The sequence below is a fragment of the Pseudomonas sp. NPDC090592 genome, from assembly GCF_044769185.1.
Lineage (GTDB): Bacteria > Pseudomonadota > Gammaproteobacteria > Pseudomonadales > Pseudomonadaceae > Aquipseudomonas.
The window spans coordinates 210,273-221,840 of sequence record NZ_JBIVXJ010000008.1 but is presented as its reverse complement, the minus strand read 5'-3'; the positions used below and the strand labels follow the sequence as shown (position 1 = coordinate 221,840).

Annotated in this window: 12 protein-coding genes; 7 read left to right on the top strand and 5 right to left on the bottom strand. The window is 64.1% G+C overall.

What is annotated here, in order from left to right; all coding sequences use genetic code 11:
- Positions 1-178: 178 nt before the first annotated feature.
- The 6 genes from urtA (at position 179) to ACIQUI_RS09585 (ending at position 6,378) form a co-directional block, all read left to right on the top strand.
- The gene (gene urtA / locus ACIQUI_RS09610) at positions 179-1,444 is read left to right on the top strand and encodes an urea ABC transporter substrate-binding protein (RefSeq protein ID WP_403197517.1); all 1,266 of its coding nucleotides are present in this window, start codon (positions 179-181) and stop codon (positions 1,442-1,444) included.
- Positions 1,445-1,523: 79 nt separating this feature from the next.
- Positions 1,524-3,053 carry an urea ABC transporter permease subunit UrtB gene (gene urtB, locus ACIQUI_RS09605; RefSeq protein WP_403197514.1) on the top strand — a complete coding sequence of 510 codons (1,530 nt, stop codon included), beginning with the start codon at positions 1,524-1,526 and terminating at the stop codon, positions 3,051-3,053.
- Positions 3,053-4,132 carry an urea ABC transporter permease subunit UrtC gene (gene urtC, locus ACIQUI_RS09600; protein ID WP_403197512.1) on the top strand — a complete coding sequence of 360 codons (1,080 nt, stop codon included), beginning with the start codon at positions 3,053-3,055 and terminating at the stop codon, positions 4,130-4,132. The genes urtB and urtC overlap by 1 nt, the downstream gene beginning before the upstream one ends.
- Entirely contained in the window at positions 4,129-4,986 is an 858-nt protein-coding gene (gene urtD / locus ACIQUI_RS09595) for an urea ABC transporter ATP-binding protein UrtD (protein WP_403197509.1), read from the top strand. The genes urtC and urtD overlap by 4 nt, the downstream gene beginning before the upstream one ends.
- Positions 4,987-5,132: 146 nt before the next feature.
- Positions 5,133-5,831, top strand: coding sequence for an urea ABC transporter ATP-binding subunit UrtE (gene urtE, locus ACIQUI_RS09590; protein WP_403197505.1), 699 nt, complete (start codon positions 5,133-5,135; stop codon positions 5,829-5,831).
- A gap of 31 nt (positions 5,832-5,862) precedes the next feature.
- Positions 5,863-6,378 (top strand): GNAT family N-acetyltransferase, encoded by a 516-nt coding sequence (locus ACIQUI_RS09585; protein ID WP_403197502.1) that lies wholly within the window; start codon positions 5,863-5,865, stop codon positions 6,376-6,378.
- 117 nt (positions 6,379-6,495) lie between these two features.
- On the opposite strand, the gene ACIQUI_RS09580 is transcribed toward ACIQUI_RS09585, so the two are convergent.
- Positions 6,496-6,801, bottom strand: a complete 306-nt coding sequence (locus ACIQUI_RS09580) for a chaperone modulator CbpM (RefSeq protein ID WP_201202507.1) — start codon at positions 6,799-6,801, stop codon at positions 6,496-6,498.
- Between the two features lie 2 nt (positions 6,802-6,803).
- Positions 6,804-7,757 (bottom strand): curved DNA-binding protein, encoded by a 954-nt coding sequence (cbpA, locus tag ACIQUI_RS09575; RefSeq protein ID WP_403197498.1) that lies wholly within the window; start codon positions 7,755-7,757, stop codon positions 6,804-6,806.
- A gap of 164 nt (positions 7,758-7,921) precedes the next feature.
- Here cbpA and ACIQUI_RS09570 point away from each other — a divergent pair, with 164 nt between their 5' ends.
- Positions 7,922-9,190 carry an Hsp70 family protein gene (locus tag ACIQUI_RS09570; RefSeq protein WP_403197495.1) on the top strand — a complete coding sequence of 423 codons (1,269 nt, stop codon included), beginning with the start codon at positions 7,922-7,924 and terminating at the stop codon, positions 9,188-9,190.
- A gap of 122 nt (positions 9,191-9,312) precedes the next feature.
- Here the strand turns inward: ACIQUI_RS09570 and ACIQUI_RS09565 are convergent, their stop codons facing one another.
- The 3 genes from ACIQUI_RS09565 to ACIQUI_RS09555 all read right to left on the bottom strand — a co-directional run bounded on the left by ACIQUI_RS09565 (position 9,313) and on the right by ACIQUI_RS09555 (position 11,530).
- On the bottom strand, positions 9,313-10,320 hold the full coding sequence (locus ACIQUI_RS09565) for an AI-2E family transporter (protein ID WP_403197492.1): 1,008 nt from the start codon (positions 10,318-10,320) through the stop codon (positions 9,313-9,315).
- Positions 10,321-10,390: 70 nt separating this feature from the next.
- On the bottom strand, positions 10,391-10,678 hold the full coding sequence (locus tag ACIQUI_RS09560) for a PsiF family protein (protein ID WP_403197489.1): 288 nt from the start codon (positions 10,676-10,678) through the stop codon (positions 10,391-10,393).
- A gap of 63 nt (positions 10,679-10,741) precedes the next feature.
- Positions 10,742-11,530, bottom strand: a complete 789-nt coding sequence (locus tag ACIQUI_RS09555) for an AraC family transcriptional regulator (protein WP_403197486.1) — start codon at positions 11,528-11,530, stop codon at positions 10,742-10,744.
- Positions 11,531-11,568: the final 38 nt, after the last annotated feature.

Sequence of the window (11,568 nt, the reverse complement as noted above, 5' to 3'; positions counted from 1 at the left end):
TGGGCCGCACAGCGGCCCCAATCCTGTGCACACAAATCCCCCTGGCACCAACCTGGCCCGCACAAACGCCCCAACACCTCGCACAACCCCTCTATCCCGCCGCTTTCGCCACTAGGCACACCCCTTGCAACGCCCCTCCCCGCTTGCCCAACACATAAAAAACCAGCGGAGAGAGCACATGAAGCGTCGCAGTCTGATCAAGGCTTTTACCCTTAGCGCATCGATTGCCGCAATGGGCCTGAGCTGGAGTATCCAGGCCGCCGAAACCATCAAGGTCGGCATCCTGCATTCGCTGTCGGGGACCATGGCCATTTCCGAGACGTCGCTCAAGGACATGGCGCTGATGACCATCGAGCAGATCAACGCCAAGGGCGGGGTCAATGGCAAGATGCTCGAACCGGTGGTGGTCGACCCGGCCTCCAACTGGCCGCTGTTCGCCGAAAAAAGCCGCCAGCTGCTGACCCAGGACAAGGTCGCGGTGGTGTTCGGCTGCTGGACGTCGGTATCGCGCAAATCGGTGCTGCCGGTGTTCGAAGAACTCAACGGCCTGCTGTTCTACCCCGTGCAATACGAAGGTGAAGAGATGTCGCCGAACGTGTTCTACACCGGCGCCGCGCCCAACCAGCAAGCCATCCCGGCGGTGGAATACCTGATGAGCGAAGACGGCGGCAGCGCCAAGCGCTTCTTCCTGCTGGGCACCGACTACGTCTACCCGCGCACCACCAACAAGATTTTGCGCGCCTTCCTGCACAGCAAAGGCGTGGCCGACAAGGACATCGAAGAGGTATACACGCCGTTCGGCCACGCCGATTACCAGACCATCGTCGCCAACATCAAGAAGTTCTCTGCCGGCGGCAAGACGGCGGTCATCTCCACGGTCAACGGCGACTCCAACGTGCCGTTCTACAAGGAACTGGCCAACCAGGGCCTGAAGGCCACCGACGTGCCGGTGGTGGCGTTCTCGGTGGGTGAAGAAGAACTGCGCGGTATCGACACCAAGCCACTGGTGGGCCACCTGGCCGCCTGGAACTACTTCGAGTCGGTGGATAACCCGGTCAACCAGAAGTTCGTCGCCGACTGGAAGGCCTACGCCAAGGCCAAGGGCCTGCCGGGCGCCGACAAGGCAGTGACCAACGACCCGATGGAAGCCACCTACGTGGGTATCCACATGTGGGCGCAGGCGGTAGAGAAAGCCAAGTCCACCGACGTCGACAAGGTGCGTGAGGCGCTGGCCGGGCAAAGCTTCAAGGCGCCCTCGGGCTTTACCTTGACCATGGACAAGACCAACCACCACCTGCACAAGCCGGTGATGATCGGCGAGATCCAGGATGACGGGCAGTTCAGTGTGGTGTGGGAAACCGAACAGCCGCTGCGGGCGCAGCCGTGGAGCCCGTTCATTCCGGGGAATGAAAAGCGGCCGGACTATGCAGTGAAAGGTAACTGAGTGCACTGGGGCTGCTTTGCAGCCCATTCGCGGGCTCGCCCGCTCCCACAGGGCGTGTGATGTACCTGTGGGAGCGGGCATGCCCGCGAAGAATCCACCGCCGATTTCCAGGATTGCCCGCATGCTCAGACTCCTGCTTACCCTGCTCCTGCTATTCCCCCTGGCCACCCAGGCCAGCGAGGGCGAATTTTTCCTCACCGCCAAGCCCGCCGAGCAAGCCCGCCTGCTCGAAAGCTGGGCGGCGCAACCCGACGCCGCACGCCTGCCGCTGCTGGACAACCTGCGCCAAGGCCGCATCGCTGCCGATGACACCCGCAAGCTGCGCCTGAACAACCGCCTGCGCGGCCTGATCGACAACGCCCTGGCCAGCCACCAGCTGCTCAGCGACAACAACGACACCCGCCTGGCCGCCGCCCAGCAACTGCAAAAAAGTGCTCAACCGGCGCAAATGGCCTTCCTCGACCGGCGCTTCGCCAGCGAACCGGACGCCGCCGTACACGCCGCCCTCGGCCTGGCCCTGGCCAACCTGCAACTGGGCGCCAGCGAGCCAGCCGTACGCCTGGCCGCCGTGCGCCTGCTAGGTGAAACCGGCGACCCGCTAGCCCGCACCCGCCTCGAAGCAATGCTGCAACCCGATGCAGAAAGCGACCCAGGCGTGCGCACCGCGGCCGAAACCAGCCTGGCCCAGGTCAAGCGCAAGCTGCTGGTTGGCGAACTGCTCGGCCAGGCCTTCAGCGGCCTGTCGCTGGGCTCGATCCTGCTGCTGGCGGCGCTGGGCCTGGCGATCACCTTCGGCCTGCTCGGGGTAATCAACATGGCCCACGGCGAGATGCTGATGCTCGGCGCCTACAGCACCTACATGGTCCAGGTGCTGGTGCAGCGCTACGCCCCAGATGCCATCGAGTTCTACCCGCTGATCGCCTTGCCGGTGGCCTTCGCCGTCAGTGCCGGGGTCGGCATGGCGCTGGAACGCACCGTGATCCGCCACCTCTACGGTCGCCCGCTGGAAACCCTGCTGGCCACCTGGGGCATCAGCCTGATCCTGATCCAGGCCATCCGCCTGCTGTTCGGCGCGCAGAACGTCGAGGTCAGCAACCCGGCCTGGCTGTCGGGCGGCATCCAGCTGTTGCCCAACCTGGTGCTGCCGTACAACCGCCTGGTGATCATCGGCTTCGCCCTGGCCGTGGTGCTGCTCACCTGGCTGCTGCTCAACCGCACGCGGCTGGGCCTGAACGTGCGTGCAGTTACCCAGAACCGCAACATGGCCGCCTGCTGCGGCGTGTCCACCGGGCGCGTCGACATGCTCGCATTCGGTTTGGGTTCTGGCATCGCCGGGCTGGGCGGCGTGGCCCTGAGCCAGGTCGGCAACGTCGGCCCGGACCTGGGCCAGAGCTACATCATCGACTCGTTCCTGGTGGTGGTGCTGGGTGGCGTCGGGCAACTGGCCGGCAGCCTCTGGGCAGCCTTCGGCCTTGGCATCGCAAACAAGCTGCTGGAGCCGCAAATCGGTGCCGTGCTCGGCAAGATCCTCATCCTTGCGTTGATCATTCTGTTCATCCAGAAGCGCCCGCAAGGCCTGTTCGCCCTCAAGGGACGGGTAATCGACTGATGAACCAGCCACTGCTTGTCACTGCTACGCAAAAGGCCGGCCCCCGCCTGACGCTGGCCATCGGCACCGTCGTCATCCTGCTGCTGGTCGGCCTTGCACTGCTATCGTTGCTGCCGGCCGACCATGCCCTGCAAGTGTCGGCCTACACCCTGACCCTGGTCGGCAAGATCCTCTGCTATGCCATTGTCGCCCTGGCCCTGGACCTGGTCTGGGGCTACGCCGGCTTGCTGTCGCTGGGCCACGGCCTGTTCTTCGCCCTGGGCGGCTATGCCATGGGCATGTACCTGATGCGCCAGGCGGCCGGTGACGGCCTGCCGGGGTTCATGACCTTCCTGTCGTGGACCGAACTGCCGTGGTACTGGGCCGGCACCCAGCACTTTGCCTGGGCCCTGTGCCTGGTGGTGCTGGCGCCGGGGTTGCTGGCGCTGGTGTTCGGCTGGTTCGCCTTCCGTTCGCGAATCAAGGGCGTGTACTTCTCGATCATGACCCAGGCCCTCACCTTCGCCGGCATGTTGCTGTTCTTCCGCAACGAAACCGGCTTTGGCGGTAACAACGGCTTTACCAACTTCCGCACCATCCTCGGCTTCGACATTACCGCGCAAGGCACCCGGGCGGTGTTGTTCCTGCTCACCGTCGGGTTGCTGCTGGCCAGCCTGTACCTATGCTGGCGCCTGACCCGCAGCAAGTTCGGCCGCCTGCTCACCGCCGTGCGCGACGCCGAAAACCGCCTGATGTTCTGTGGCTACGACCCGCGTGGTTTCAAGCTGCTGGTGTGGGTGCTCAGCGCCGTGCTGTGTGGCCTGGCAGGCGCGTTGTACGTGCCGCAGGTGGGCATCATCAACCCCAGCGAGATGTCGCCGACCAACTCCATCGAAGCCGCCGTGTGGGTGGCCCTGGGCGGGCGCGGCACGCTGATCGGCTCGCTGCTCGGCGCCGGCCTGGTCAATGGCATGAAGAGCTGGTTCACCGTGGCCTTCCCGGAGTTCTGGCTGTTCTTCCTCGGCGCGCTGTTCATCGTCGTCACCCTGTACCTGCCCAAGGGCGTGGTCGGCCTGTTGAAGAAAAGGAGCCAGCCATGAGAGGCGTGCCCCCGGTACACCCGGAATTCATGCTTGAGCCGGTGTTCGACAACCTCGGCGCCGGCCGCGATGCCATCGGCCTGGGCCAGCGCCGCAAGGCCGGCCTCGACGCCCGTCACGGCACGGTGCTGAGCCTGGAAGACATCAGCGTCAGCTTCGATGGTTTCAAGGCGCTCAACGCGCTGAACCTGTACATCGGCGTGGGCGAGTTACGCTGCATCATCGGCCCCAACGGCGCCGGCAAGACCACGATGATGGACGTGATTACCGGCAAGACCCGCCCCGACACGGGCAGCGCCTTCTTTGGCGACACCCTCGACCTGACCTGCATGAGCGAATACCAGATCGCCCAGGCCGGCATCGGCCGCAAATTCCAGAAGCCCACGGTGTTCGAGGCGCTGTCGGTGTTCGAGAACCTGGAGCTGGCGTTGAAGGCCGACAAATCGGTGTGGGCCAGCCTGGCTGCGCGCTTGAGCGGTGAGCAGCGCCAGCGTATCGAAGAAGTGCTGACCACTTTGCGCCTGTTGCCGCTGGCCCAGCGCACGGCCGGGCTGCTGTCGCACGGGCAAAAGCAGTTTCTGGAGATCGGCATGCTGCTGGTGCAGGAACCGCAATTGCTGTTGCTGGATGAACCGGTGGCGGGCATGACCGATGCCGAGACCGAGTTCACCGCCGAGCTGTTCAAGGGCCTGGCCGGCAAGCATTCGCTGATGGTGGTGGAGCATGACATGGGGTTTGTGGGGAGCATTGCCGACCATGTCACCGTGCTGCACCAAGGGAGCGTGCTGGCAGAGGGCTCGCTGGAGCAGGTGCAGGCGGATGAGCGGGTGGTCGAGGTTTATCTGGGCCGCTAGACAAGGAAACCTGTGCCGGCCCTTTCGCGGGCTCGCCCGCTCCCACAGGTACTCCACAGGGCTCGAAATCCGCGAGTTTCCTGTGGGAGCGGGCGAGCCCGCGAAAGGGCCGGCACAGGCACAGCAACCCTTTCAGGAATACCAACATGCTCAAGATCGACACCCTGCACCAATACTACGGCGGCAGCCACATCCTGCGCGGCCTGTCCTTCGAAGCCAAGGTTGGCGAAGTCACCTGCCTGCTGGGCCGCAACGGCGTGGGCAAGACCACCCTGCTGCGCTGCCTGATGGGCCTGGTGCCCGCCCGCGACGGCAGCATCACATGGGAAGGCAAGCCGATCACCGCCCTCAAACCGCAGCAGCGGGTGCACGCGGGCATCGCCTACGTGCCCCAGGGCCGCGAAATCTTCCCGCGGCTCACTGTGGAGGAAAACCTGCTGATGGGCCTGTCGCGCTTCCCCGCCCGTGAGGCCCGGGAAGTGCCAGCGTTCATCTACGAACTGTTCCCGGTGCTGGAGCAGATGAAGCAACGCCGCGGCGGCGACCTCTCTGGCGGCCAGCAGCAACAGCTGGCCATCGGCCGCGCCCTGGCCAGCCGCCCGCGCCTGCTGATCCTTGATGAGCCGACCGAAGGCATCCAGCCCTCGGTCATCAAGGAAATCGGTGCGGTGATCCGCCGCCTGGCCGAGCGCGGCGACATGGCGATCCTGCTGGTGGAGCAGTTCTACGACTTTGCCGAAGCACTGGCCGACCAGTACCTGGTCATGGCCCGTGGCGAAATCATCCAGCGCGGCCGCGGCGAAAACATGCAAGCCGAAGGTGTGCGTGGGCTGGTAACCATTTAATCTGCCAACAACGACCTTGCGAGACGCTGTCATGAGTTACGAAATCCGCGACGCCCTGCCCGCCGACGTGCCGGGCATCCTCGACATCTACAACGACGCCGTGCGCAACACCACGGCAATCTGGAACGAAACACCGGTTGACCTTGGCAACCGCCAGGCCTGGTTCGAAGCACGGGCGCAGCAGGGTTACCCGATTCTGGTGGCGGTGGATGAGACCGGCGTGCTGGGTTATGCCTCGTTTGGCGACTGGCGGCCGTTCGAAGGCTTCCGGCTGACCGTGGAGCATTCGGTGTATGTGCGTGGTGACCAGCGTGGCAAAGGGCTGGGGCCGGTGTTGATGGCGGCGCTGATCGAGCGGGCACGGGATTGCGGCAAGCACGTGATGGTGGCGGCCATCGAAAGTGGCAATGCGGCGTCGGTGCGCATTCATGAGCGGCTGGGCTTTGTGGTGACCGGGCAGATGCCACAGGTGGGGGTGAAGTTTGGCCGCTGGCTGGATTTGACCTTCATGCAGCTGGTGCTGAACCCGGGGGCTGAACCCAGCTGAGTTCCGTGTGACATTCTTCGCGGGCTTGCCCGCTCCCACAGGTACACCACAGGCCTCGAAATCTGTGCTGTACCTGTAGGAGCGGGCAAGCCCGCGAAGAGGCCGGGCCTGCAACCCTTACATCTGGGTAAACCTGCCCAGCCGCTGCTTCAGCATGCTGTTCTCACTGCGCAACTGCTGCACCTCCTGCAACAGCTCCAGCGCCAGCGCCACCCCTTCCCACTCCAGTTCCAGCTCCTGGTGCAGCTTCGCCGCGCGCTTGGCCAACAACGGCGCCTGATCGTCGAACAACCAGTCCTCAGGCGTTCGCCCGGAGGGTTCGACAATGCCGTGTTCGACGATTTCGATCACGCAGTCCGCCGTAACATCGGCTTCCTGACACAGGGTACGCATGTCCAGTTGAACGATCAGGGTGCTGCTCATGATCACTTACTCCATTGTGTCCTCGGGTTGAACGCCGCCTTCTCGGAAAGCTGGGTCCACAGTTCGCGGGCAGCCTCATCGGAGCTCGGCGGCATGACCACCTTCAGTTGCGCGTAAAGGTTGCCGCGCTCGCCGCTCTTGTTGGCCAGGCCCTTGCCCGGCACGCGCAGGCGCTGGCCGCTCTGGCTGTCGGGGCGGATGGTCAGGTTGATCTTGCCTTCCAGGGTCGGCACCGCCACCTTGGTACCCAGGGCAGCCTCCCACGGTGCCAGCGGCACAGTGATGATCAGGTCATGGCCTTCGACATCGAACAGCGGGTGCGGTGCCATGCGGATGGTCAGGAACAGGTCGCCATTGGCCCCGCCGCCACTGCCCGGTGCGCCCTGGCCCTTGAGGCGGATGCGCTCGCCGTCGGTCACACCAGCCGGAATCTTCACGTTCAGGGTCTTGGTGGTGAACCCGGTGCGTTGGCCCATGGCATTGGTTTGCGGCACCTGGAAGCTGATCTGCTTGGACTCCTTGCTCAGGGTCTCTTCAAGGAATACTGCCAGTTCAAGCTCCACGTCCTGCCCCCGCCTGCCGGCACTGCGTTGCTGCTGCCGGGCGCCACCAAAGGGGTTACCACCCCGGCTACCAAAGATCGAGCTGAAGAAGTCGGAGAAGTCGCCGCCCTCGAAGCCGCCGCCACCGCCACGGTTTTCCCAGCCAGGTGGCGCCTGGAACGGCCGGCCATGCTGGCCACCGTACTTGCGGATTTCGTCGAATTCGGCACGTTTCTGCGCGTCGCCCAGCACTTCGTAGGCCTCGTTGGCCTCCTTGAACTTGTCCTCGGCGTCGCGCTCCTTGCTGACATCGGGGTGATACTTGCGCGCCAGCTTGCGGTACGCGGCCTTGATCGCCTTGTCGTCCGCCGTTGGCTCTACGCCGAGTATCTTGTAATAGTCTTTGAAGTCCATCTGTGGATCACCAATGTGAATGTGCGTGTTGCAACTGAAGATAGGGGTCAAGCATAGCCTTTCAAGGCCGCCTTGGGTTTGCCCCATGGCAGACGACTGGTCTTGATTCTGTAGCCAACTGGCATACACTGCGCGGCCGTTTTGCCTCCGGAAGCTCATTTCCCATGTCTGACGTATCCCCGGCCCGCGCCCTGGGCATCGACTTTGGCACCTCCAACTCCACGGTCGGCTGGCACCGCCCTGGCGTGGAATCGCTGATCGCCCTGGAAGACGGCAAGATCACCTTGCCCTCGGTGGTGTTCTTCAATATCGAGGAACGTCGCCCGGTGTATGGCCGCCTGGCGCTGCACGAGTACCTGGAAGGCTACGAAGGCCGCCTGATGCGCTCGTTGAAAAGCCTGCTGGGCTCCAAGCTGATCAAGCACGACACCAGCGTGCTGGGCAGCGCCTTGCCGTTCAAGGACCTGCTGGGCATGTTCATCGGCGAGCTGAAAAAGCGCGCCGAAGCTGCCGCTGGCCGCGAATTCGACCAGGTGGTGCTGGGCCGCCCGGTGTTCTTTGTCGACGAAGACCCGGCTGCCGACCAGGAGGCCGAGGATACCCTGGCCGAAGTGGCGCGCAAGATCGGCTTCAAGGACGTGTCGTTCCAGTACGAGCCGATTGCCGCGGCCTTCGACTACGAGTCGGGCATCAGCCGCGAAGAACTGGTGCTGATCGTCGACATCGGCGGTGGTACGTCCGACTTCACCCTGATCCGCCTGTCGCCCGAGCGCCACCTGGTAGCCGAGCGCCAGAGCGACATTCTCGCCACCGGCGGCGTGCACATCGGCGGTACCGACTTCGACAAGCAGTTGAGCCTGCAGGGCGTGATGCCGCTGTTCGGCTACGGCAGCCGCATGAAGAGCGGCGCGCTGATGCCCACCAGCTACCACCTCAACCTGGCCACCTGGCACACCATCAACGCCCTGTATTCGCAAAAGTCGCAGCTGGCGCTGGGCAGCATGCGCTATGACATCGAGGACAGTTTCGGCATCGACCGCCTGTTCAAGCTGATCGAGCAGCGTGCGGGGCACTGGTTGGCGATGGAAGTCGAGGCCAGCAAGATCGAGCTGACCGAGCATGACAGCCGCAGCATCGACCTGCGGCGGGTCGAGCCTGAGCTGACGGCGGAACTGACCCGCGTGCTGTTTGAAGACGCAATCGAGGGGTTGCTGGAGCGTGTGCGTGGCAGCGTGACCGAGTTGCTGGCCAAGGCCGGGGTGAGCGAAGGGCAGGTCGACACGGTGTTCTTCACCGGCGGTTCCAGCGGGATTCCGGCGCTGCGCAACAGCGTGGCGGCGATGCTGCCGAATGCGCGGCATGTGGAAGGCAACATCTTTGGCAGCATTGGCAGCGGGCTGGCCATCGAGGCGCGCAAGCGGTACGGCGTTTAGCCTGTACCGGCCTCTTCGCGGGCTTGCCCGCTCCCACAGGGATCGCACGGATCTCAAGACTTGTGCAGTACCTGTGGGAGCGGGCAAGCCCGCGAAGAGGCCGGCACAGGTCAACTACCTGATCAGACCAGCTCTTCGCGCTTCAGCTCACTCTTCAGGTAGGCATAGTAGACCGGCCCCGCCACCACTCCAGGCAGCCCGAATGCCGCCTCGAACACCAGCATCGCCAGCAACAGCTCCCACGCCTTGGCACTGATCTGCCCGCCCACGATCTTCGCGTTGAGGAAGTACTCGACCTTGTGGATGACGATCAGATACCCCAGCGCTGCCGCCGCCACCCAGACCGACAGCGACAAGCCGACGATGGTGATCAGGGTGTTGGACATCAGGTTGCCGATCACCGGCAGCAGGCCCAGCAGGAAGGTCAGCACGATCAGCGTCTTGGTCAGCGGCAGGTGCACGCCGAACAGCGGCATCACCACCGCCAGGAAGATGCCGGTGAAGGCCGTGTTGAGCAGGGAAATCTTGATCTGCGCGAAGACGATATTGCGAAACGCCTTCACCAGCAGGTTCAGGCGCTCGAACAGCGCCGCCGCCAGTGGCTTGCGCCGTGATACATCGGGAATGCGCTGCAAGGCGATGATGGCGCCGAGGATCATGCCGATCAGCAGCGTCACGAACATGTGCGCCATGCCCTTGCCCACCAGCTGCAAATCGCTCAGGTGGCTCTTGATCCAGTCGCCGATGGCCACCTTGAACTCTGCGGCACTGGCGGGCAGGTAGCCCTCGATGAACGGCGGCAGCTGGCCCCGTGCGCGCTCGACCAGGGCCATGAACTTGTCCAGCGAAGCGCCGGGGTTTTCCGCCTCGTGCAGCAGGAAGCTGAAGGCGCCGGCAATCAGCAGCGTCAAGGTACTGACCACCAGCGTACCCAGCAGCGCCACCGCCAGCCAGCGCGCCCGTTGGCCGGCCAGCAGCGGTTGCAGGCGCGGGGTCAGCATGTTGACCAGTTCGAACACCAGCAGCCCGGCAAGCAGGCTGGGCAACAATTTGAGGGGCAAAGCCAGCAGCAGCCCGGCCATGACAATGATCAGGCTGGCCAGCGTGATCTGACGGGGGGTAAAGGTCATACAGCCTCGACGGCAGACAGCGGGAATGCCCGCAGTCTGCCAGCCTTATGCCTGCAGGCATAGGCGCAGGTCATTTCTTCTTCAGGCAGTCGCTCATGAACGCTTTGCGCTCGTCTCCCTTGAGGGTCTTGGCGGTGGCGTCGGCGTTGCAGGTTTTCATCTTCTCTTGCTGGGTTTGTGGCACGTCTTTCTTCAGGCACGTACTCATGAAGGCTTTGCGCTCATCGCCCTTGAGGGCTTTGGTGGTGGCGTCGGCATTGCAGGTTTTCATCTTTTCCTGCTGCGCGGTATTGGCGGCGAAGCCTTGGGCGCTGAACAACACCGCCAACACCAGCAATGGGATTTGCAGCACTTTCATGGAGTGGTCTCCTTGGCTCCGCGCCCGATGCACGGGGGTCGAGCTGAGTGTAGCCAAGAATTCTCAACGCCCTGCCCGCGCCTGCCGGCGATATTGCTCGGGCGTGCACTGGGCCTGGCGCTGGAACATGGCAATGAACGCAGATGCGCTGCTGTAGCCCAGGTCGAAGGCGATGGCCTGAATCGGCAGGCCGGCCTCCAGCGCTTCGATGGCACGCAGAAAGCGCAGGCGCAGGCGCCATTCACCAAAGCTCATGCCCAGCTCGCGCAGGAACTGGCGGGCCAGGGTGCGCTCGCTGACATGTACCTGCGCGGCCCAGTCAGCCAGTGGGCGGTTGTCGCCAGGTTCCGCGCCAAGGGCATCAAGCACCTGGCGCAGGCCATCGCTGTGGGCAAATGGCAGGTAGCAGGCCTGGGTGGGCGCCAGCAGCAGCTGGTCGAGCAGTACTTGCACCAGGCGCTGGTCGCGCGCGTCCTCGGCCACCTTGAGGTCGCGCCGGGCGAAGTCGCCGAGGATGGCTTTGAGGATGTCGCTGATCACCAGGCTGCACGGTTGCTGCGGCAGCGCGGCACACAGGCTGCGGTCCAGGTAGATTGAGCGGTAGACAATGGCCCGGGGGTTGTAGCAGCCATGCTCGGTGTCGGGCGGCACCCACACGGCGTAGTGTGGCGGCGAAAGGAAACGCTGGCCGGCCACATCCAGCTGCATCACGCCATGAGCGGAATAGTTGAGCTGGCCCCAGGTGTGGCGGTGCGGGGCGCTGAGGGTGTCGGCACCGAACTCGTCGTGGCGAAAGTACACCGGGGCAGGGAGCTGGGTGAATTGGGGGATGTCGAGGTGTTTGGGCGGCATGCTGACTGTTTGGCGGGGTGGGTTGTCTGTATAAGAGT

Bases quoted from the DNA above. Each gene is read 5' to 3' on its own strand.
- urtA (WP_403197517.1), top strand. From the start codon at position 179: ATGAAGCGTCGCAGTCTGATCAAGGCTTTTACCCTTAGCGCATCGATT.
- urtB (WP_403197514.1), top strand. From the start codon at position 1,524: ATGCCCGCGAAGAATCCACCGCCGATTTCCAGGATTGCCCGCATGCTC.
- urtC (WP_403197512.1), top strand. From the start codon at position 3,053: ATGAACCAGCCACTGCTTGTCACTGCTACGCAAAAGGCCGGCCCCCGC.
- urtD (WP_403197509.1), top strand. From the start codon at position 4,129: ATGAGAGGCGTGCCCCCGGTACACCCGGAATTCATGCTTGAGCCGGTG.
- urtE (WP_403197505.1), top strand. From the start codon at position 5,133: ATGCTCAAGATCGACACCCTGCACCAATACTACGGCGGCAGCCACATC.
- ACIQUI_RS09585 (WP_403197502.1), top strand. From the start codon at position 5,863: ATGAGTTACGAAATCCGCGACGCCCTGCCCGCCGACGTGCCGGGCATC.
- ACIQUI_RS09580 (WP_201202507.1), bottom strand. From the start codon at position 6,801: ATGAGCAGCACCCTGATCGTTCAACTGGACATGCGTACCCTGTGTCAG.
- cbpA (WP_403197498.1), bottom strand. From the start codon at position 7,757: ATGGACTTCAAAGACTATTACAAGATACTCGGCGTAGAGCCAACGGCG.
- ACIQUI_RS09570 (WP_403197495.1), top strand. From the start codon at position 7,922: ATGTCTGACGTATCCCCGGCCCGCGCCCTGGGCATCGACTTTGGCACC.
- ACIQUI_RS09565 (WP_403197492.1), bottom strand. From the start codon at position 10,320: ATGACCTTTACCCCCCGTCAGATCACGCTGGCCAGCCTGATCATTGTC.
- ACIQUI_RS09560 (WP_403197489.1), bottom strand. From the start codon at position 10,678: ATGAAAGTGCTGCAAATCCCATTGCTGGTGTTGGCGGTGTTGTTCAGC.
- ACIQUI_RS09555 (WP_403197486.1), bottom strand. From the start codon at position 11,530: ATGCCGCCCAAACACCTCGACATCCCCCAATTCACCCAGCTCCCTGCC.